Here is a 20,231-nt window from a genome sequence, read left to right as displayed (position 1 = left end):
GTCCAGGATCCTGTCCCTGCCAGAAGTACGTTCGCCAGACGTAGGCAAGACAGTGACCTGGGTAAACCTTCGCGACTCGGGCACGCTGGATGCAGACACCCCCCTCCTGAGGAGATCGTTCCGCATGAGCATCACCACCGTCGCTGCTTACGCCGCCCCCTCGGCCAAGGCCCCGCTGGAGCGCACCACCGTGCCGCGCCGGCCGGTCGGCGCGCACGACGTCCTGATCGACATCAAGTACGCGGGTATCTGCCACTCCGACATCCACCAGGCCCGTGACGGCTGGGGCGAGGGCATCTTCCCGATGGTCCCCGGCCACGAGATCGCCGGCATCGTCTCCGAGGTCGGCGACGGAGTGACCAAGTTCAAGGTCGGCGACCGGGTCGGCGTCGGCTGTTTCGTGGACTCCTGCCGCGAGTGCGAGTACTGCAAGCAGGGCCTGGAGCAGTACTGCACCCAGGGCAATGTCGGCACGTACAACTCGGTCGGCAAGGACGGCGAGCCCACCTACGGCGGCTACTCCACCCACATCGTCGTCGACGAGAACTACACGCTGAACATCCCTGAGGGCATCGCCCTCGACGAGGCCGCCCCGCTGCTCTGCGCCGGCATCACCCTCTACTCCCCGCTCGCCCACTGGAACGCGGGCCCGGGCAAGAAGGTCGCCATCGTCGGCCTCGGTGGTCTCGGCCACATGGGCGTCAAGATCGCGCACGCGCTCGGCGCCGAGGTGACCGTGCTCTCGCAGTCGCTGCGCAAGCAGGAGGACGGCAAGAAGCTCGGCGCCGACCACTTCTACGCGACCAGCGACCCGAAGACCTTCGAGGAGCTCGCGGGCACCTTCGACCTGATCATCTCGACGGTCTCGGCGCCGCTGGACTTCTCCGCGTACCTCTCCCTCGTCAAGACGGACGGCGCGCTGGTCAACGTGGGCGCCCCCGAAGAGCCCATCTCGCTCAACCTCTTCTCGCTGATCGGCGGCCGCAAGACCCTGGCCGGTTCGATGATCGGCGGCATCGCGGAGACCCAGGCGATGCTGGACTTCTGCGCGCTGCACGGGCTCGGCGCGGAGATCGAGGTCATCGGCGCGGACAAGATCAACGAGGCGTACGAGCGCGTCATCAAGAGCGACGTGCGCTACCGCTTCGTGATCGACACGGCGACCATCTGAGCACTGCGGCCGGCACCATTACCTCTGCGGTAATCGACGTGTGAACCCCTCCCCGGGAGGATCGGGACAACCGATTCCGACCGGGGAGGACCCGTTTCTCATGAGTACCGACATGCAGCTCGGCGCGTACGCGATAGGCAACCTGCGCCCCGCCCCGCCGCTCCACGAAGACGTCTTCGTCTACATGGACCGCATCCAGGCCACGCTCGACCCCTTCGGCGGCCGCTTCCTCGTCCACAACGCGACGCTGGAGGTCCGCGAAGGCGCCTGGCAGGAGGCGCTGGTGATCATCGGCTTCCCGGGGATCGAGCAGGCGCGCGCCTGGTACGACTCGCCTGCCTACCAGGAGCTGATCCCGATGCGGGCCGACCACATCCCGGGTGATGTGGTGCTGGTGGAGGGCGTCCCGCTGGGTTACGACGCTTCGAAGACGGCGGCGGCGTTCCGCGCGGCCCAGGCCGGGTGATCCGCCCAACCCGCCCTGTTCCGTTGGCTAGTTTGGGAACCGAAGCGCTCGACTTCGCCCAGCTACCGAACGGGTCTGCCTGTGTCCCTCTCCGCCGATGCGACCGGTCTGCCTGCGCGGCGCGTGCGTGACGGCGAGGTGCGGCAGGCCCGTTCGCTCTGGTCACGACACCGTGTGCCGCTCCTGGCGACCGCCCTGGCCGTCCCGCTGTACGTGGGGTGGGCGATCTGGCTGGCCACGGGCGGCGGGGATCTCGCGGCACAGGTCTCCTGGACGGACTTCGTCGCGCGGCACCCCGGCGCCCCGTACAACCTCTCCTGGTACGGAGGCACGTACGTCGGCAACTACAGCCTCCTCGCACCCCAGTTGATGGCGCTGTGCGGTGTGCGGACCGTCACCGTGCTGTCGGGGATCGCGGCCTCCTGGCCGGCAGCGCTCCTGTTCGTCCGCAGCGGGGTGCGCAGGCCTCTGTGGCCGGCCCTGCTGGCCGTGCTCACTCTCTGGTGCAACGTGGCGTCCGGGCGCTCCACCTTCGCCCTGGGCGTGGCCCTCGCCCTGGTCTCCTGCGTCGTGCTCACCGGGGGTTCGCGCCGGCTGGTGACGGCCGGGGTGTTCAGCGCGCTCGCCGCCATGGCCAGCCCGGTCGCCGGACTCTTCCTGCTGGTGGCCGGCGTGGGCCGGCTGCTGGACCGCGACGCCCGCGCGGCCGTCGCGCTGTGCGCGCCACCTGTGGCCGTCGTCGCACTGACCACCCTGCTGTTCCCCTTCAGCGGCGTGATGCCGATGGCCACGAGCGACGTATGGAAGCCGGTGCTCTTCGGCGTGCTGCTCTGTGCACTGGCGCCGGGGGAGTGGCGGACCCTGCGCTACGGGGCGGGCGTCTATGCGGTCGGAGTCGTCCTGACCGCTCTGATCCCGTCCCCGGTCGGCTCGAACGTCGTGCGCCTGGCCGAGCTGTTCGGGCCACCGGCGCTGCTCGCCGCGCTCCTGGCCCACGGGCTCCAGGCCGTGCGGCGCATCGCCTTCGCCCTGGCTCTGGCGCTCTCCGTGCACTGGGTCGCGCAGCACACGGTCCATGTGGTGGAGATGTCGACGCCCGTTCCGGAGTGGGCCGCGGGTACGCAGGGCGTGGTGGCGGCGCTCGACCGTCTCGGCGCCGATCGCACACGCGTCGAAGTGGTGCCCGCCGTCAATCACCGGGAGACCAGCACGCTCGGCCGGCACGTCGACCTGGCCCGGGGCTGGAACCGCCAACTGGACAGGGATCGCGGGGCGCTCTTCTACGACGGCACCTTCTCAGCGGACACCTACCGGTCCTGGCTCGGCCACTGGGCCGTCGGATACGTCGTCCTCCCGGAGGGGACCCCGGACTGGGCGGCGCAGCAGGAGGCCGCGCTCGTGCGGAGCGGGCCGGCCTGGCTGAAACCCGTGTGGAGGGACGCCGGTTGGCGCATCTACGAGGTCGAGGACGCGACGCCGCTGGTGACGGGTGCCGGGGCGTCGGTGCTCGGCGGCGACGGAGCGAGTCTGGTCGTACGGGCCCGTGAACGGGGGGCCGTGTCCGTACGTATTGCTCATTCACCATGGCTTCGCAGCAGCGCGGGGTGCCTGGAGCGGGCAGGGGAGTGGACGCGGCTGAACGTACCGGGCCCTGGCATCTACCGGATCGATTCCTCGTACCGGCCGCACTGGGGTGCGCGCTGCTGACCGGACCGGCTACCGCAGCGAGCGGACGGGGGAGGGGCGACGGCGGTACCCGCACTCCGCCCGCGGGGTCCGTGGCGCCTACGTATGCGCAGGGCAGGCCCACGGTCCCCGGAGGCGGCCCCTCCGCCGCGCAGCCGCGTCCCGCAGCTCAACGCACGTACACGTGACGCTGCGTCAAAAACCGTTTTCCCTATGGCTGTTCCGTCACGGGCACGCTACGGAATGCGATCGTCGACCTGCCCCGAAGCACGGCAACCGGCTCCCGCCCGCCCCCCGTCCCTCACTGCGAAGGCCGCCCCATGGGGGATGCGGCCGACGGACTCGGGGGAGACCACCATGAACGCCGACACCACACCCACCAGCACACATGCGACCCGCACCGCCCGCCGGCAGCGCGCCGTCGCCTTCGGACTCGCGACGCTTTTCGCGGCGGCGGCCGTCGCCACGACGACCTCCTGTGCGGGGCATCCGGCGAAGACCACGAAGTCGGCCGCAGCTCCCACCAAGGCGGCGACGGCGGCCAAGAAGCCGGGCGTGGAGGGCAAGGCCTTCGGCCTCAACCCCTACGCCTGGTCGACCCGCAGGCCCAGCACCATCGGGATCTACGGCATCACCCTGCACGGCCAGAGCTTCAGCTATGCCCAGGTGCGGCTCGCCGTCTTCAAGGACGGCGGCTTCCCCGGAGTGCCGAGCTGGACCGCGACGACCACCGCGCACTACGTCTCCGGCCGCCCCGGCGGCGCCTTCGACGTGACGACGGGGCTGCTGGACTGCACCGCGTACGGCTACCGCGTCAACTCGACGCTGATGGTCCTCGACCTGGCGACCAACACCTGGTCGAACAAGGTCCGGGTCTCCACCGGATGCTCCAAGTGAGGGCGCGGGACCAGGAGTTACGTCCTGGTCCCCGTCCCCGACTGCGGCTCCGAAGAGGCCACGGCGCTGCCCGCGGTCCACTGCGACCAGGTCAGGTTCCAGCCGTTGAGACCGTTGTCGGCGGCGACGGTCCCGCCGCCCTCGGAGTTCTTGACGACCACGAGGTCGCCGATCATCGAATTGGTGTAGAACCAGGACCCGGGTGTCGAACTGTCCCCGCCGCCCTGCACGTCCTGCAGTCCGATGCATCCGTGGCTGGTGTTCTCCGCCCCGAAGATGGCCGGATTCGACCAGTAGTTGCCGTGGATGAACGTCCCGGACGTGGTCAGCCGCTGGGCGTGCGGGACGTCGGCGATGTTGTACTCGTCGCCGAGCCCGACCGTCGTGGAATCCATCTTGGTCTGCTCGTACTGCTCCGAGATGACCATCTGGCCGTTCCACGTCGCGTACTTGGGGGCGCCGGTCGACACCGGAATCGTCTTGAGTTTCGCGCCGTCCCTGACGACGGTCATCTCGTGGGTGGCCGCGTCGACGGTGGAGACCTGCTTGCGGCCCACGGTGAAGGTGAAGGACTTGTTCTGCACCCCGTACACGCCCGGGGAGACCTCGACGCCGTCCAGGTCGAAGTCGACCTTCACGGACGAGCCCGCCGTCCAGTACTCCTTCGGCCGGAAGTCCAGCCGCTGCGTCCCGAACCAGTGCCCGACGGCCTTCTGGCCGCTGCTGGAAGTGATGGTGACGGCGGACTCGACGGCCTTCTTGTCGGTGACCGGCTTGTCGAGGTTGAAGGAGACCTCCATGCCGACGCCGACGGTGCTCTGGTTCTCCGGGGTGTAGTACGCGATCGCCGAATCCGCCTTCGAGACGGTGGTGAAGTGCGAGGTCCGGGTCGCGGACTTGCCGTCGGAGTCCTTGGCCTTCGCGGTCAGCGTGTACTTCGTGCCGCGGTCCAGGGCCCGCGAGGACTTCCAGGAGGTCTTGGAGGCGTCCGTCGTACCGGGCACGGAAGCGCCGGTGGCCGGGTCGGTGAGGGTGACGGAGGTGAGGGTTCCGTCGTCCACGGAGGCCTTGACCGTGCCGGCGGTGATGCCGACGCCGGTGGCGCTGTTCTTCGGGGTGAGCGTGAGGGTGGCGCTGGGGGCGCTCGATTCCGTACTGCGGCCGGTGGTGGTGCTGCTGCCCCCGCCGGACCCGCTGGAACACCCTGCCAGCGCCACCACGGCCGCCACGGGTATGGCCACCAGGGTGGTCCAGCGCGTGGATATCAAGGCTCCGGCCTCCCAGCACGGGGCGCTATGCCCCATTGATCACAGTTGTGCCTCCATGGCAGTCTGCCGGACGGGCCGGGATCCGACATCTTCTGGGGACAGGCCCAGCAGCTGGGGCAGCTTCCGCATGTCCTCGAAGACGACGGTCCCCGGGCCCTCCAGCCAGGCGGCGGGGGTCAGCCCGCCCGCGTACCCGAAGGAGCGCATTCCGGCGGCCCGGGCCGCCTGTACTCCGTACTTGCTGTCCTCGACGACCACACAGGCGGCGGGTTCGACGCCCAACTGCCTGGCGGCGTGGAGAAAGAGATCGGGCTCGGGCTTGCCCCGGGCGACCTCGGTGGCGCTGAAGATGCGCCCTTCGAAGCGCTCGTACAGACCGGTCCGCCCCAGGGTGTGCCGCATCTTGTCGTGGCTGCCGCTGGATGCCACGCAGACCGGGAGCGTGATGCCGTCCAGCGCCTCGTGGATGCCGTCGACCGCCACGAGCTCACGGTCGACGGCTTCGCGGTGCAGCTCCTCGAAGCGCAGCTTCCAGACCGCGGCGGCCTCGGCGCCGAGCCGCGCGGCGACCTGCTCGCCGATGGAGAGGGTGGAGCGCCCGACGAAGCGCTCCATGACCTCGTCCTCGGTGAGCGGCCAGCCGAGTTCGGCTCCGATGGCGACCTGGACGCGCACGGCGATGCGTTCGCTGTCGACGAGGACGCCGTCGCAGTCGAATATGACGAGTTCGGTGGGTGTGATCATGCGGGCAGTCTGCCTCAGGCCGCCTGCTGCTCCTGCTCCTGGTCCTGCTACGGCTGCCGCACGACGACGTACCGTCCGCGCACGGTCGATCCGTCGGCCAGGGACCAGCCGGCGGTGACGTGCCCCACGACGTCCCCCGCGGCCCCGTCGCTCTCCCCGGCGCGCAGGACGCGCTCCACACCGACGGTCAGCCCGTCGGGCTCGGGCGCACCGGCGTCCAGGTGCGCGACGACGGACGGGTCAGGGGTGTCGCTCAGGCTCTGCGCCTGCGGCTCGGCCTTTCCGGCGAGCAGCGCGTCCAACTGTGCGAGAAGGACGGGGTCCAGGGTCCCGTCGTACGCCCACCGCTTGCCCAGCACCCCGTGCTCCATGGTGCCGATGAGGGCGCCTTCGGCGCCGTCCAGGGGAGCGGCGCGGTAGGTCAACGGCATGTGATAGGTGACGGGTTGATCCCCGGAGACGTCCCCGACGGCCATGAACTCGATGCCGACCTCACCCGCCGGATCGTCGAGCCGGAACCCGCCGACCTTGGAGAGCTGAGGCCCGCCACCGGCGCCGCCGAGGTACCAGTCCTGTGCGGGCAGCCATGCGGCGAGAAGCTCCAGCTTGGTGGGCGTGAGCGTGGTGCGGTGGACGACGGCCATGGGGTGGCACCTTTCCGAGCATCTGTTCCGTTCGCTACGGACTAGAGGATGCCACCCGTGGCGCGGAGGTTCTGCCCCGTGAGCCAGCGGCCGTCAGGGCCCGCCAGGAAGGCGACGACGTCCGCCACGTCCGCGGGGGTGCCGAGCCGGCCGAGCGAGGCCATGGCGGCGGCTCGCTCCAGTGCTTCCGGGGGGTTGGAGCCACGGAGAAGGTCGGTGTCCGTGGCGCCGGGCGACACCGTGTTGACGGTGATGCCCCGTGCGCCGAGCTCGCGCGAGGCGACCTGGGTCAGCTGCTCCACGACGCCCTTGCTGGCCGCGTACGCGGTGATTCCGGGGGCGGGGCGCACGGTGTTGAGGGTGGAGATGTTGACGATACGGCCGTGGTCGCGGAGGTGCCGGGCCGCGTAACGCATCGTCAGGAACACGGACTTGGCGTTGACCGCCATGGTGCGGTCGAAGTCCGCCTCCTCGGTCTCGGCCAGGAGGGCGGGGGCGATGGAGGCGGCGGCGTTGTTGACGAGGATGTCGAGGCCGCCGAGCTGCTGGTCGGCGGCCTCCATCAGTGCCTCGGCGGCTCCGGGTTCGCCGAGGCCGAGCTGGAGCGCGATGACGGTCCCGCCCGCCGCTTCCGCCTCCCGTACGACCTGCTCGGCGGCGTCCTTGCTGCGCGCATAGTTGAAGACGACGGCGGCCCCGTCCCGGGCGAGGCGCAGCACGATGGCCCGTCCGATGCCGCGTGAACCCCCGGTCACGACAGCGGTTCTGCCTTCGAGTGCCGCCATGGTTCCTCCCGTTGCCGTCCCGTTCATGGGTGATGCTCCGGCCGAACGTACCCGCGCCCAGGGGCTACCGGTAGACGTGGCCTCCCAGTCGCCGGGACAGGCCGACCGCCGGTCAGCCCATGGTCTTCTGCCCGTCCAGGGACTCGCGGATGATGTCGGCGTGACCGGCGTGCTGGGCGGTCTCGGTGGCGATGTGCATCAGCACCCGACGGGCGGACCACCGCGCGCCGCTCTCGTACCACGGCGCCTTCGGCAGGGCGTGATCGGCGCCGAGGTCGGGCAGGGTGGCGACCAACTCGTCGGTGTGGGCGGCCACTTCGTCGTACGCGGCGAGCACGCCGGTCAGCGTCTCACCGGGCAGCATGCGGAACTCGTCGGCCCGCTGAGCGAAGTCGTCCTCGGTCATGGCGGTGAAGTCGGGCATCGCCGACGCCCCCTCCTTGATGAACGCCGTCCAGCCCCGCTCGACGGAGGTGACGTGCTTGATCAGGCCGCCCAGACACAGCTCGCTGGCCGTGGTCCGCAGGCCGGACTGTTCGTCGGTGAGGTCATGCGTGGTGAAACGCAGGAAGTGCCGCTGCTTGGCCAGCATTTCAAGGAGGTCGGCGCGTTCCCCTGTGACGGTCTCGGTCGCGTTCATGTCCTCGCCTCTCGTCGGTCCTGCCGTTGCCGCTCTGTCGGGCAAGGACCACGCTAGGGGGCATGTAGGTCGGTTCGTGGCCTATATGGCGCCGAGCCTGACGGCCGCCGTTCTCGCCACAGCTCCGCCAGGAGACCAGGGGCGAGATCGGGGCCCTTGGGGCGGTCAGCCCTCGGCGCGGGCGGGCAGCCGCCATCCCGCACGCGGGAAGTGGCAGGTGTAGCCGTCCGGGTAACGCTCCAGGTAGTCCTGGTGCTCGGGCTCGGCCTCCCAGAAGGGGCCCACCGGCTCCACCTCGGTGACGACCTTGCCCGGCCACAGCCCGGACGCGTCCACATCGGCGATCGTGTTCTCCGCGATCCGCTTCTGCCCGTCGTCCACGTAGTAGATCGCCGAGCGGTAGCTGAGGCCGATGTCGTTGCCCTGGCGGTTCTTGGTGCTCGGGTCGTGGATCTGGAAGAAGAGCTCCAGGATCGCGCGGTAGTCGGTCACCGCCGGGTCGAAGAGGATCTCGATGGCCTCCGCGTGCGTGCCGTGGTTGCGGTACGTCGCGTTCGCCACGTCACCCCCGGTGTAGCCCACGCGGGTCGCCGTCACGCCCGGGTGCCGGCGGATCAGGTCTTCCATCCCCCAGAAGCATCCGCCCGCCAGTACGGCCCTCTGTGTCTGCGCAGCCATGTCGGCCCCTTACGTGTCTGTCGGCTCGGTGGACCAGGCACGGGGAATGCAGGTCCGTACCGCGTCAACGTACGGACCTCTTGCGCCATTCCCCGGGGATCCCTGGGCAAGCCTCAGGGGCGGGCGGCCGTGCCGTTGGTGAAGGATTCCGCGTGGAGTGTCGAGGTGGCGAGCCCGCGGAAGACGCAGAATGCCTTCGCCGGATCGGGGAAGTAGCGCCAGGGCAGGGCCGCCACATATCCGTCGACCAGGCGGAACTGCTCCAGCGCTTCAACATATCGCTCCTGCTTCGCGAGGAAGAACGCGAGCAGGTGCCGCAGGTTGGGCAGCCGCGGGTGCGGTGTCGGCGCCTTGGCCGCGGCGTCCGCGTCGCGCAGGGCGGCGTCGACCAGAGCCATGATCTGCGGGGCGGCGTAGTCCTCCGGTGTGGCGTCGGCACGGTGGTGCTCGTGCCAGGCCATCAGCGGCAGGGCTGTCAGCAGACTGCCGGCAGGCGCCTCGGCCGCCGCCTTCGCGGCGAACTCGCGGGCCAGTTCTTCCGAACCCCGCCACTTTGCGCACCAGTACTGGAGTGCGGCGCTGTGGGCGTCGAAGTGGCGCGGGGACCGGTCCGTGATCTTGGACCAGAGCCGGAGCATCTCGTCGTGCGTATAGCCGAGGCCCAGCGCGGTCCACACCTCGGGGACATAGGGAGTGGGGTCCCGGGGATTCAGCTCCGCGGCCCGCACGATCTGCTGCTGTGAGAGCTCCAGCACCTGGTGGAAGCCTTGCGCCTGCTCGCTGGAGGTGTCGGCGCCGCGTTGTACCCCGCGCACCTGCCAGGCACGCTCCACCGTTGCGCGCGCCTGGACGACCGCGGCGTCCGGGTCGCTCGGGCGGGCGGCATGCCAGGCGGCCAGCCACGCGTCCCCTTTGCCGGCGGCCTCGCCGAAGTGATGGACGTACAGGCTCCGCCGGTCCCAGTCGTCGCCCGTGGCGGCGAGGAGCCGCGCGGCCGACGCCCACTCGCCTTCGGCCACTGCGGCGAGCGCGGCCTCCAACTCCGGGTCGGCGGCGGCCAGAGCGACGTTCTGCTGCTCGGCGGGGAGGAAGCCCTGGGCGGCGGCGACGCTGTCGTTGTACTGCTTTATCTGCGCGGGAGTAAGGGCCCGCTTCTTCTTCATGAAGGACGGGAGCAGTCGTGCCATGAGGAATCCGATCTCGGGAAGGCGGGCAGGGCCCGTCCGACGGCCGTCCGTAGCCGGAGGCAGCGCCCATCGGTCGAATCCCCCGGGGAAGGGCATGCAGGTGCCAAGGGTGCGTGGGGGGAAGTGGAGTATCTCCTGGCGCAGTTGGGCGTGCCAATCAACACATGGCAATGATTGCCAGGGGCCCAGCGCGAAACGGTGAGATACGGCGCGATACGGCCCGGTCAGTGCGGCAGCGTCGCCGGGCTTCCGCCGTTCGCCTCGTATCCCGCCACCGCCAGCGCCCGGTACACCGCGTACTCCGCCGCAGGGTCGTCGTTCAGCGTCCACGGCAGCGCGCCCACGTGGCCGTCGACGTGCACCAGCTGGTCCATCGCCTCCGCCCAGCGCTCGCCGCGCACCAGGAACAGGATCAGCAGGTGCCGTACGTGCGCGAGCATCGGGTCGTCCGGGCGGGCCGTGTGCACCGCGTGCAGTGCGCCCTCCATCGCGCGGCGCACCACCGCGCTGCCGTAGAAGTCCCGGACCAGCGCGATGTCGGGCAGGTGCTCGTACACCGCGAAGAGCGGCAGCGCCGCGAGCAGTGAGCCCTTGGGTGCCCGTGCGGCCGACGCGTGCGCGAACTCGTCCGCGAGCTCCCGCGAGCCGTGCCACTTCTCGCACCAGTAGTGCAGGGCGGCCAGATGCGCGCCCATGTGCTCCGGTGCGCGGTCGATCACCTTCGCCCAGAGCTGCTCGAACTCGGCCTGTGGATAGGCCAGTCCGCGTGCCACCGCCAGTTCCGTGATGTACGGGACCGGGTCGCCCGGAGCGAGCAGCGCGGCCTCCGCGCAGACCGTCCGTGCCTCCTCCAGGATCATCCGGAAGTCGTCCGCGTGCGCCGCCGACGACCGCCACGCCTGCTGCACCAGGAACTCGGCGTGCACCTGCGCCGCGCCCGCGTCCTTGGGCGACTCCGCACGCCACTTGCGCAGCCACGCGCCGCCCACCCCCGGCTGCTGCGCCAGCTCCAGCGACGCGGCCCCCGCGAAGGCCTGCACGCGCTGGAGGCGCACCTCGCCCTCCTTGGGTGTGCCCGCGAGCAGCTGGGAGGCCGCCCGCCAGTCCTGGGTGCGCTGCACCACTTCCCATACGTCGAGGAGATCGCGGTCCGGGCCCGGCAGCCGCACATCGAGCAGCTCCTGCCGTACGAAGCCGTAGTGCGCGGGGTCCGCCGCGTCCGGGGCGTCCGGCGAGACCAGGTGCACGCCCTCGCGCCCCGCCCGCCTGCGCCGCAGCATCGGGCCGAGCGCCGCCGTCAGCATGCAGAGCGCGAGCAGGATCCAGAGAATCTCCATGACTCAAGAGAACCAGACACCACGGACATCCGACCAACTACGCTCGGTCCCCATGAGCGACCAGCACAGTGCGCACCAGAGTTTCGAGACTCTCGCCATCCACGCCGGAAACACCGCCGACCCCCTGACGGGCGCGGTCGTCCCGCCGATCTATCAGGTCTCCACGTACAAGCAGGACGGTGTCGGCGGCCTCCGAGGCGGCTACGAGTACAGCCGCAGCGCCAACCCCACCCGTACCGCCCTGGAGGAGAACCTCGCGGCCCTGGAAGGCGGCCGCCGCGGTCTCGCCTTCGCCTCAGGACTGGCAGCCGAGGACTGCCTGCTGCGTACGCTGCTCAGCCCCGGCGACCACGTCGTCATCCCCAACGACGCGTACGGCGGCACCTTCCGCCTCTTCGCCAAGGTCGTCTCCCGCTGGGGCGTGGAGTGGTCGGTCGCCGACACCTCCGACCCGTCGGCGGTCCGGGCCGCGATCACCCCCCGTACGAAGGTGATCTGGGTCGAGACCCCCTCCAACCCGCTGCTCGGCATCACCGACATCGCCGCGGTCGCCGAAGTGGCGCGCACGGCGGGCGCCAAGCTCGTCGTCGACAACACCTTCGCCAGCCCCTACCTGCAGCAGCCCCTCTCCCTGGGCGCGGACGTCGTCGTGCACTCGCTGACCAAGTACATGGGCGGCCACTCGGACGTCGTGGGCGGCGGACTGGTCGCGGCCGACCAGGCGCTGGGCGAGGAACTGGCGTACCACCAGAACGCGATGGGCGCGGTGGCAGGCCCCTTCGACTCGTGGATCGTGCTGCGCGGCATCAAGACGCTCGCCGTACGCATGGACCGCCACAGCGAGAACGCCGGCCGGGTCGCGGAGATGCTCACCGCCCACCCCAAGGTCACCAAGGTCCTCTACCCGGGCCTGCCCGACCACCCCGGCCACGAGGTCGCGGCCAAGCAGATGCGGGCCTTCGGCGGCATGGTGTCCTTCCAGGTCGCGGGCGGCGAGGAGGCGGCGGTAGAGGTCTGCAACCGCGCGCAGCTCTTCACGCTGGGCGAGTCCCTGGGCGGCGTCGAGTCGCTGATCGAGCACCCGGGCCGGATGACGCACGCCAGTGTGGTGGGTTCGGCGCTGGAGGTGCCGGCGGATCTGGTGCGGCTGTCGGTCGGCATCGAGTCGGGCGACGATCTGCTGGCGGACCTGAAGCAGGCGCTGGGCTAGTACGGGGCGGGGCTCGGCGGGCGGAGGCCGGCGCAGCTGTCCGAAGCCTGTGAGGCCCCTTGGGGCCGAGCGGTGCGAGGGCGGCACGGGGGAGAGGTCGCACGCGAGTGTGGTGGGCTCGGCGCTGGAGGTGCCGGCGGATCTGGTGCGGCTGTCGGTCGGCATCGAGTCGGGCGACGACTTGCTGGCGGACCTGAAGCAGGCGCTGGGCTAGTACGGGGCGGGGCTCGGCGGACGGAGGCCGGCGCAGCTGTCCGAAGCCTGTGAGGCCCCTTGGGGCCGAGCGGTGCGAGGGCGGCACGGGGGAGAGGTCGCACGCGAGTGTGGTGGGTTCGGCGCTGGAGGTGCCGGCGGATCTGGTGCGGCTGTCGGTCGGCATCGAGTCGGGCGACGACTTGCTGGCGGACCTGAAGCAGGCGCTGGGCTAGTACGGGGCGGGGCTCGGCGGACGGAGGCCGGCGCAGCTGTCCGAAGCCTGTGAGGCCCCTGGGGCCGAGCAGTGCGAGGGCGGCACGGAAAATCAGAAGCCTTCCACGGGCGGTGTCGTCGTCGATGGCGCCACCGCCCACGGCTGGGCCACCGCCACCCACACCACCAGCGCCACCACCACCGCGGCGAGCAGCAGCCACGCCGTGCGCCGGGCGATCAGGCGGCGGCGCTGCATCCGCGCCCCGCGCTCCGTGGCGCGGGCCGCCAGGCCCGGGGGGATCACCGGATGCGGGGTCTCCAGCATCAGGCGGACCTCGGTCTCCTTGCGGTCGGGGGCGCTCATGGGATCGCCACCTGCCGCAGCCGGGACACCGACCGCTTCTTCGAGCGCATTTCGGCGATCGCCCGGGTGCAGATGGCCCGGACCCGCTCCACCGGGAGCCCGATCAGCGCAGCCGCCTGCTCCTCGGCCACCCCTTCGTACAGCCGCAGTACGAGGATGAGCCGCTCCTGCGGCGTCAGCCGGTCCAGGACGCCGCCCCGGATCCGGTGGTAGCGCCATGCGCTGCGTGCGAAGCGCGAGGCCAGTTCCTGGCGGGTGCGGTCGTAGGGGTCCTCGCCGCGCAGCCGGTCCCACTGGGCGTACGTACCCGAAAGGGCGGCCAGCAGCAGCCGCTGTGCCCGCGGGTTGTCCTCGACCGGCTCGGCGGTCAGCAGGGTGGCGGCATGCAGCAGCCTTCCGGCCGCGCCCGCGACGAATGCTTCGAACTCCCGGGCGCGACGGACCTGTTGGACCGCCGACCGCTCGCGCACAGAAACGACCTCCCCTGCCTTCAACCTCATATGAGGGCAGGGGAGCCGCTGCGGTCAAGAGGTCGGAGTGCCGCTCTCTTGCGGGTCCTGGTGGCCCGCCATCCGTACCGAGAGCGCCGAGTTGAAGCGCGTGAGGAGCGTGCAGAACGACTCGCGCTCCTCCTCCGTCCACCCGTCCGTCACCTGCGCCATCAACTCGCGCCGTGAGGAACGGACCTCGCCCAGGCGGGCCTGCCCGCGCGGGGAGAGCTGGAGCACGACCGCGCGGCCGTCCTCCGGGTGTGAGGTGCGCTTGACCAGGCCGGTGTCGACGAGCGGTGCGACCTGCCGGGTCACGGTCGAGGAGTCGATCCCCATCCCGGCAGCGAGCGCCTTGACGCCCATCGGGCCCTCCAGGTCGAGCCTGTTGAGCAGCAGATAGGCGGCCCGGTCCATGGAGTTGCGGACCTGGCCCACGCCCCCGAGCCTGGTCTGCTCGGCACGGCGGGCGAAGAGGGCCACCTGGTGCTGGAGCGCATCGAGGAGGCCTGGTTCGAGATCAGAAGTCATGTCCTGAGAAAGGGGCATGGCCGGGGGCTCAATTCGTGCGATGGTCGGTTGGTGGGGGACAGAGTACGCGGCCCGGGGCAGACCCGTACCGGCCGTGCGTAATCCCGTTCCCACACCGTGGACGGAAGCGCCCGCAGACCGCTGAGCTGCAAGACTCGGGGTCATGAGCTTCGGTACGCCAGACGCCTTTCAGACACTGATCCTCGACGACATCCGCGGGGCTCAGAAGATGCTGTCGGGGGTGTCACGCGCGACGGCCATGGAGGGCAGCAGACACCTGACCCGGCTGGTCGGCTCCCCGGTCCACCTCAAGTGCGAGAACCTCCAGCGGACCGGTTCCTTCAAGCTCAGAGGCGCGTACGTGAGGATCGCCGGCCTGAGCCCCGAGGAGCGGGCCGCGGGCGTCGTGGCGGCCAGCGCGGGCAATCACGCCCAGGGTGTCGCCCTCGCCTCCTCCCTCCTGGGGGTGCGCTCCACCGTGTTCATGCCGGTCGGCGCCCCGCTGCCCAAGGTCGCGGCGACGCGCGAGTACGGGGCCGAGGTGCGGATGCACGGCCAGGTCGTGGACGAGACCCTGGCGGCCGCCCAGGAGTACGCGGAGCACACCGGCGCGGTCTTCATCCACCCCTTCGACCACCTCGACATCATCGCGGGCCAGGGCACGGTGGGCCTGGAGATCCTGGAGCAGTGCCCCGAGGTGCGCACGATCGTGGTCGGCGTCGGCGGCGGCGGGCTGATCGCGGGGGTCGCGGTCGCGGTGAAGTCGATGCGCCCCGACATCAAGGTCGTCGGGGTCCAGGCGGCCGGCGCGGCCGCCTACCCGCCCTCCCTCGCGGCCGGTCACCCGGTCTCGATCCCCACCCCGACCACCATGGCGGACGGCATCAAGGTGGGGCGGCCGGGCGACATCCCCTTCCGGATCATCGAGGAGTACGTCGACGAGATCCGTACGGTCTCCGAGTACGAGCTCTCCAGCGCCCAGCTGCTCTGCCTGGAGCGCGCCAAGATGGTGGTGGAGCCCGCGGGCGCGAGCCCTGTCGCGGCGCTCCTGAGCGATCCCGGCGCCTTCGAGGGCCCGGTCGTCGCGGTCCTGTCCGGCGGGAACGTCGACCCGCTGCTGATGCAGCGCATCCTCACGCACGGCATGGCGGCGGCCGGCCGCTATCTCTCGCTGAGCATGCGGCTGACCGACCGCCCGGGGGCGCTCGCCCAGCTCCTGGGGGTGTTGTCAGTGGCGGACGCTAACGTCCTGGATGTGGGTCACGTACGGATCGACCCGCAGCTCGGACTGTCCGAAGTGGAGGTGGAGTTGCACCTGGAGACGAAGGGCCCGGAGCACTGCGCCGAGGTGCGTGCGGCGCTGCGGGGAGCGGGCTACACCGTTCTCGACTAAACCAGCTGCGATACGCGATGTATCGCGTTACTGTGTGGCCCGCGAGCTGCCCGAAAGGCGCTCACCGGGCGCAGCGCGCCCGGCAAATCTAAGATTTGTGCAGGAACCCACCCAAATAAACTGGGGGAACCCACATGCCAGGCGCGATCTATGCCGAAGGCCTGGTCAAGACCTTCGGTGATGTACGAGCAGTGGACGGCGTCGATCTCGACGTCCCGCAAGGCACGGTCCTCGGTCTGCTCGGCCCCAACGGAGCCGGCAAGACCACCGCCGTCCGCTGCCTGACGACCCTCCTCACCCCGGACAGCGGGACGCTGACCGTGGCGGGCATCGACGTCGTCAAGAACCCGAACGAAGTCCGCCGCAACATCGGCCTCTCCGGCCAATTCGCCGCCGTCGACGAGTACTTGACCGGCCGCGAGAACCTCCAGATGGTCGGGCAGCTCTACCAGATGTCCGCCAAGGCGGCGAAGGCCCGCGCGGGCGAACTCCTCGACCGCTTCAACCTCGCGGACGCCGCGGACCGCCCCTCCAAGACGTACTCCGGAGGCATGCGCCGCCGGCTCGACCTCGCGGCGGCGCTCGTCGTCTCGCCACCGGTGATGTTCATGGACGAGCCGACCACCGGCCTCGACCCGCGCAACCGGCAGCAACTGTGGGATGTCATCCGGGAGTTGGTGAGCGGCGGTACGACGCTCCTGCTCACCACGCAGTATCTGGAAGAGGCCGACCACCTCGCCCACGACATCTGCGTCATCGACCACGGCAAGGTCATCGCGCGCGGCACCGCCGACCAGCTCAAGGCCCAGATCGGCGGCGAGCGCGTCGAGGTCGTCGTCCATGAACGCGACCAGATCGCCCCGGCCGCCGAGGTCATGCAGGCCCTGGGCAAGGGCGAGGTGAAGGTCGAGGACCACACCCGCAAGCTCACCGTCCCGGTGACCGGCGGGGCCAAGCTGCTCGCCGAGGTCATCCGCGACCTGGACGCGCGAGGCGTCGAGATCGACGACATCGGTCTGCGCCGACCGACCCTGGACGACGTCTTCATCTCGCTGACGGGTCATGTGGCCGAGGTCGAGGAGCCCGAGAACGGAACGGAAAAGGAGGCCGACAAGTGAGTGCCATGACCGAGACCATGAACTCCACGGCCCCGCGGCCGCGCGGCGGCTTCAGCCAGTCGGTCTCCGACTCGCTGGTCATCGCCAAGCGGAACCTGATCAGGATGACCAGGATTCCCGAGATGATCCTCTTCGGGATCATCCAGCCCGTGATGTTCGTGGTCCTGTTCACGTACGTCTTCGGCGGTTCCATCGCCATCCCGGGCGCGGGCGTCAGCGCCTCGGCGTACAAGGAATTCCTGATGGCCGGCATCTTCGCGCAGACCGTCACCTTCGCCACGGCGGGTGCGGGTGCGGGCATCGCCGATGACATGCACAAGGGACTCATCGACAGGTTCCGATCACTGCCCATGGCGCGGGGAGCGGTCCTGACCGGCCGCACGCTCGCGGACCTGGTGCAGACGGCGGTGACGCTGGCCGTGCTGGCCGTGGTCGCCCTGCTCGTCGGCTGGCGCACCCACACGAACATCGGCGAGGTGCTGGCGGGATTCGGGCTGCTCCTGCTGCTCGGTTACGCGTTCACCTGGATCGGCGCCCTGATCGGTCTGTCCGTGCGCACCCCGGAGGCGGCGACCTCGGGCGGTCTGATCTGGCTGTTCCCGCTGACGTTCATCTCGAACGCCTTCGTCCCGGTCAACGGCATGCCGAGGTTCCTTCAGTACGTCGCCGAGTGGAACCCTTTCAGTGCCACGGTGGCGGCGGCCCGCGAGCTGTTCGGCAACACGATCGAGGGAGTGCCGAAGTCGGTGACCGGCGCCTGGCCCATGGAGCACCCGGTCTGGGCCTCGCTGATCTGGTCGGTGCTGATCATCCTCGCCTTCCGCACACTGGCGGTCCGCAAGTACCGCAAGGCGGACGGATAGCCGTCCGCCCACGACGAAGCCCCGGCCGGAATCCCGGCCGGGGCTTCGTGCTGTCCGTGCGGGCTCAGCCCTGGTACGGGTCGGCCTTCAGGATCTTCACCGAGGCCTTCTTGCCGTTCGGCAGTTCGTACTGGGCGTTCTCACCGATCTTCTTGCCCAGCACGCCCGAGCCGAGCGGGGACTGCGGGGAGTACGTCTCGATGTCCGAGCTCGCGTACTCGCGCGAGGCGAGCAGGAAGGTCATGGTGTCGTCCTCGTCGCCGTCGAAGGCGATCGTGACGACCATGCCGGGAGCCGCCTCGCCGCTGGCCGTCGGGGCCTCGCCGACCTTGGCGGCCTCCAGGAGCTGGGTGAGCTGGCGTACGCGCAGCTCCTGCTTGCCCTGCTCCTCCTTGGCGGCGTGGTACCCGCCGTTCTCGCGCAGGTCGCCCTCCTCGCGGGCCGCCGCGATCTTGGCGGTGACTTCGGCGCGTGCGGGACCCGTCAGATACTCCAGCTCGGCCTTCAGCTGGTTGTACGCATCCTGAGTCAGCCAGGTGACGTTCTCACTGGTCTGGGTCACGGGTCGCTCCTCGTAGGTACCGGAAATACAAAGCATCGCCCTACCCAGAAGTGTGTGCCTCCAGGGGCGGGCGAAACCACGAGCCTAACAATTCCCGGGAGGAAGGGGGAGGACCGAATAGAGGAAGTACGTCAGGACCCCGTCAGGAGCGGCAGCGATCAGCCGGTCTGGCAGCTGACCAGTTCCGCGCTGCTGGCCTTTGACGTGGTCCGCAGCTCCACCGTGATGTGGGACACGGACTGCCCCTTGGCGAAGGCGATGTCCTTGCGGCCGACCTCGTTGTGGTCCTCGTCCAGGGCGCGCACGGTGCAGGTGCCCGCGGTCCCGGTGTCCTTGTTGACGTCCAGACCCATGGTCACCTTGTCCTTCGAGGGGATGTCGAAGGTGACGACCTGGGCGTTCAGGGCCGACTTGCCGGAGATGTAGTCGTAACCGATCCAGCCGACGACGGCCAGCACCAGGACGCCGAGCACCGCCCCGACGATCTTGAGCTTGTGGTCCGCGCGCTCGTCCGCGGAGCGCCCGTAACGGCCCTCGGGGAGCTCTTCGCGTACCGCCGTCATGATCGTTCCTCCAGTACGGGGGCCCAGGAATTTTCTGTCCCCCGATTCGGTCACTATAGAAGCCGCCCGATGCGCCGAATCACCGAGGGCGCCGAATCTTACGAGGATCCTGTCTTGACTGAGCAGCTGCGACTGATGGCCGTTCACGCCCACCCGGACGACGAGTCGTCCAAGGGCGCGGCCACCATGGCCAAGTACGTGTCCGAGGGGGTGGACGTGCTGGTCGTGACCTGCACAGGAGGCGAGCGCGGCTCCATCCTCAATCCCAAGCTCCAGGGCGACAAGTACATCGAGGAGCACATCCACGAGGTACGCAAGAAGGAGATGGACGAGGCCCGCGAGATCCTCGGCGTCAAGCAGTCCTGGCTCGGCTTCGTCGACTCGGGCCTGCCCGAGGGCGACCCGCTGCCGCCGCTGCCCGAGGGCTGCTTCGCGCTGGAGGACGTCGATGTGGCGGCGGGCCGGCTGGTGAAGCTGATCCGTGAGTTCCGGCCGCAGGCCATCACCACGTACGACGAGAACGGCGGCTACCCGCACCCCGACCACATCATGACCCACAAGATCTCGATGGTGGCGTTCGATGGTGCGGCGGACACGGAGAAGTTCCCCGAGGCGGAGTTCGGCCCGGCCTACCAGCCGCAGAAGCTCTACTACAACCAGGGCTTCAACAAGCCGCGCACCATCGCCCTGCACGAGGCGCTGCTCGCGCGCGGCATGGAGTCCCCGTACGGCGACTGGCTGAAGCGCTGGGAGGAGTTCGAGCGCGCCGAGCGGACGCTGACCACGCACGTTCCCTGCGCCGACTTCTACGAGATCCGCGACAAGGCGCTGATCGCGCACGCCACGCAGATCGACCCCGACGGCGGCTGGTTCCGCGTTCCGATGGACATCCAGCGGGAGGTCTGGCCGACGGAGGAGTACGAGCTGGCGAAGTCGCTCGTGGACACTTCCCTCCCCGAGGACGACCTCTTCGCGGGCATCCGCGACAATGGCTGACATGAGCGCTAGCTATGCAGCACTGACGCATCTCGTCCCTCTCGCGAAGGAGGTCGACGACAGCAAGGTGACCCCGGGCGTCCTCGGCTTCATCGTCTTCGCGGTGCTGGCCGTCGGCACCTGGCTGCTGATGAAGTCGATGAACCGCCACATGGGCAAGGTCGCCTTCGAGGAGGCCCCGGACCCGGACGCGGCACCCGCCGCCGAGCCCCAGCAGAAGTGACCTGACCGC

At 69.9% G+C, this 20,231-nt stretch carries 23 protein-coding genes and 2 pseudogenes; 12 read left to right on the top strand and 13 right to left on the bottom strand.

Going from position 1 to position 20,231, the window contains the following annotated elements; genetic code table 11:
- The first annotated feature begins 124 nt into the window (after positions 1-124).
- The 4 genes from AB0H78_RS10370 to AB0H78_RS10355 all read left to right on the top strand — a co-directional run bounded on the left by AB0H78_RS10370 (position 125) and on the right by AB0H78_RS10355 (position 4,220).
- Entirely contained in the window at positions 125-1,171 is a 1,047-nt protein-coding gene (locus AB0H78_RS10370; RefSeq protein WP_363233849.1) for an NAD(P)-dependent alcohol dehydrogenase, read from the top strand.
- A 100-nt stretch (positions 1,172-1,271) separates the two neighbouring features.
- Positions 1,272-1,637 (top strand): DUF1330 domain-containing protein, encoded by a 366-nt coding sequence (locus AB0H78_RS10365; protein ID WP_363233848.1) that lies wholly within the window; start codon positions 1,272-1,274, stop codon positions 1,635-1,637.
- A gap of 81 nt (positions 1,638-1,718) precedes the next feature.
- Positions 1,719-3,344, top strand: a complete 1,626-nt coding sequence (locus AB0H78_RS10360) for a glycosyltransferase family 87 protein (protein ID WP_363233847.1) — start codon at positions 1,719-1,721, stop codon at positions 3,342-3,344.
- A 336-nt stretch (positions 3,345-3,680) separates the two neighbouring features.
- Positions 3,681-4,220, top strand: coding sequence for a hypothetical protein (locus tag AB0H78_RS10355; RefSeq protein ID WP_363233846.1), 540 nt, complete (start codon positions 3,681-3,683; stop codon positions 4,218-4,220).
- 17 nt (positions 4,221-4,237) lie between these two features.
- Here the strand turns inward: AB0H78_RS10355 and AB0H78_RS10350 are convergent, their stop codons facing one another.
- The 8 genes from AB0H78_RS10350 to AB0H78_RS10315 form a co-directional block, all read right to left on the bottom strand.
- On the bottom strand, positions 4,238-5,488 hold the full coding sequence (locus AB0H78_RS10350) for an Ig-like domain-containing protein (protein WP_363233845.1): 1,251 nt from the start codon (positions 5,486-5,488) through the stop codon (positions 4,238-4,240).
- A 39-nt stretch (positions 5,489-5,527) separates the two neighbouring features.
- The gene (locus AB0H78_RS10345; RefSeq protein ID WP_363233844.1) at positions 5,528-6,232 is read right to left on the bottom strand and encodes an HAD family hydrolase; all 705 of its coding nucleotides are present in this window, start codon (positions 6,230-6,232) and stop codon (positions 5,528-5,530) included.
- Between the two features lie 47 nt (positions 6,233-6,279).
- Positions 6,280-6,876, bottom strand: a complete 597-nt coding sequence (locus AB0H78_RS10340) for a 1,4-alpha-glucan branching protein (protein WP_363233843.1) — start codon at positions 6,874-6,876, stop codon at positions 6,280-6,282.
- 41 nt (positions 6,877-6,917) lie between these two features.
- On the bottom strand, positions 6,918-7,661 hold the full coding sequence (locus AB0H78_RS10335) for an SDR family oxidoreductase (protein ID WP_363233842.1): 744 nt from the start codon (positions 7,659-7,661) through the stop codon (positions 6,918-6,920).
- 112 nt (positions 7,662-7,773) lie between these two features.
- Positions 7,774-8,301 carry a DinB family protein gene (locus AB0H78_RS10330; RefSeq protein ID WP_363233841.1) on the bottom strand — a complete coding sequence of 176 codons (528 nt, stop codon included), beginning with the start codon at positions 8,299-8,301 and terminating at the stop codon, positions 7,774-7,776.
- A 165-nt stretch (positions 8,302-8,466) separates the two neighbouring features.
- On the bottom strand, positions 8,467-8,979 hold the full coding sequence (gene msrA / locus AB0H78_RS10325; protein WP_363233840.1) for a peptide-methionine (S)-S-oxide reductase MsrA: 513 nt from the start codon (positions 8,977-8,979) through the stop codon (positions 8,467-8,469).
- 113 nt (positions 8,980-9,092) lie between these two features.
- Positions 9,093-10,166, bottom strand: coding sequence for a hypothetical protein (locus AB0H78_RS10320; RefSeq protein ID WP_363233839.1), 1,074 nt, complete (start codon positions 10,164-10,166; stop codon positions 9,093-9,095).
- A 224-nt stretch (positions 10,167-10,390) separates the two neighbouring features.
- Positions 10,391-11,503 carry a hypothetical protein gene (locus AB0H78_RS10315; RefSeq protein WP_363233838.1) on the bottom strand — a complete coding sequence of 371 codons (1,113 nt, stop codon included), beginning with the start codon at positions 11,501-11,503 and terminating at the stop codon, positions 10,391-10,393.
- A gap of 52 nt (positions 11,504-11,555) precedes the next feature.
- Between AB0H78_RS10315 and AB0H78_RS10310 the strand changes: the two genes are divergently transcribed.
- The 3 genes and pseudogenes from AB0H78_RS10310 to AB0H78_RS10300 form a co-directional block, all read left to right on the top strand.
- Positions 11,556-12,713 carry a cystathionine gamma-synthase gene (locus tag AB0H78_RS10310; protein WP_363233837.1) on the top strand — a complete coding sequence of 386 codons (1,158 nt, stop codon included), beginning with the start codon at positions 11,556-11,558 and terminating at the stop codon, positions 12,711-12,713.
- Between the two features lie 97 nt (positions 12,714-12,810).
- A pseudogene (locus tag AB0H78_RS10305) lies at positions 12,811-12,927 on the top strand (PLP-dependent transferase); the annotation flags it as partial.
- A gap of 97 nt (positions 12,928-13,024) precedes the next feature.
- Positions 13,025-13,141: pseudogene (locus tag AB0H78_RS10300) on the top strand (PLP-dependent transferase); the annotation flags it as partial.
- A 92-nt stretch (positions 13,142-13,233) separates the two neighbouring features.
- Here AB0H78_RS10300 and AB0H78_RS10295 read toward each other — a convergent pair.
- From AB0H78_RS10295 to AB0H78_RS10285, 3 genes are read right to left on the bottom strand one after another with little or no spacing between them, the layout of a single operon-like run.
- On the bottom strand, positions 13,234-13,485 hold the full coding sequence (locus AB0H78_RS10295) for a hypothetical protein (protein WP_363233836.1): 252 nt from the start codon (positions 13,483-13,485) through the stop codon (positions 13,234-13,236).
- Entirely contained in the window at positions 13,482-13,955 is a 474-nt protein-coding gene (locus AB0H78_RS10290) for a sigma factor-like helix-turn-helix DNA-binding protein (protein ID WP_363233835.1), read from the bottom strand. The genes AB0H78_RS10295 and AB0H78_RS10290 overlap by 4 nt, the downstream gene beginning before the upstream one ends.
- A gap of 54 nt (positions 13,956-14,009) precedes the next feature.
- Positions 14,010-14,522, bottom strand: a complete 513-nt coding sequence (locus AB0H78_RS10285) for a MarR family transcriptional regulator (protein WP_363233834.1) — start codon at positions 14,520-14,522, stop codon at positions 14,010-14,012.
- 145 nt (positions 14,523-14,667) lie between these two features.
- On the opposite strand from AB0H78_RS10285, the gene ilvA reads away from it, so the two are divergent.
- From ilvA to AB0H78_RS10270, 3 genes are all read left to right on the top strand, one after another.
- A complete protein-coding gene (gene ilvA / locus AB0H78_RS10280; RefSeq protein ID WP_363233833.1) occupies positions 14,668-15,897 on the top strand; it encodes a threonine ammonia-lyase in 1,230 nt (409 codons plus the stop codon).
- A gap of 134 nt (positions 15,898-16,031) precedes the next feature.
- Positions 16,032-17,015 carry an ATP-binding cassette domain-containing protein gene (locus tag AB0H78_RS10275; RefSeq protein ID WP_363233832.1) on the top strand — a complete coding sequence of 328 codons (984 nt, stop codon included), beginning with the start codon at positions 16,032-16,034 and terminating at the stop codon, positions 17,013-17,015.
- Complete coding sequence (locus AB0H78_RS10270; RefSeq protein ID WP_363233831.1) at positions 17,012-17,878, top strand: ABC transporter permease; 867 nt, start codon at positions 17,012-17,014, stop codon at positions 17,876-17,878. The genes AB0H78_RS10275 and AB0H78_RS10270 overlap by 4 nt, the downstream gene beginning before the upstream one ends.
- A 64-nt stretch (positions 17,879-17,942) precedes the next feature.
- On the opposite strand, the gene greA is transcribed toward AB0H78_RS10270, so the two are convergent.
- Complete coding sequence (greA, locus tag AB0H78_RS10265) at positions 17,943-18,440, bottom strand: transcription elongation factor GreA (protein WP_363233830.1); 498 nt, start codon at positions 18,438-18,440, stop codon at positions 17,943-17,945.
- Positions 18,441-18,598: 158 nt separating this feature from the next.
- Entirely contained in the window at positions 18,599-19,003 is a 405-nt protein-coding gene (locus AB0H78_RS10260) for a DUF4307 domain-containing protein (RefSeq protein ID WP_363233829.1), read from the bottom strand.
- Positions 19,004-19,117: 114 nt separating this feature from the next.
- Here AB0H78_RS10260 and mca point away from each other — a divergent pair, with 114 nt between their 5' ends.
- The gene (gene mca, locus AB0H78_RS10255; protein WP_363233828.1) at positions 19,118-19,999 is read left to right on the top strand and encodes a mycothiol conjugate amidase Mca; all 882 of its coding nucleotides are present in this window, start codon (positions 19,118-19,120) and stop codon (positions 19,997-19,999) included.
- Positions 19,992-20,222, top strand: coding sequence for a hypothetical protein (locus AB0H78_RS10250; protein ID WP_363233827.1), 231 nt, complete (start codon positions 19,992-19,994; stop codon positions 20,220-20,222). Before mca ends, AB0H78_RS10250 begins: the two co-directional genes overlap by 8 nt.
- Positions 20,223-20,231: the final 9 nt, after the last annotated feature.

Source organism: Streptomyces sp. NPDC050738, assembly GCF_040654175.1.
Lineage (GTDB): Bacteria > Actinomycetota > Actinomycetes > Streptomycetales > Streptomycetaceae > Streptomyces.
This window is presented reverse-complemented; position numbering and strand designations above follow the sequence as displayed.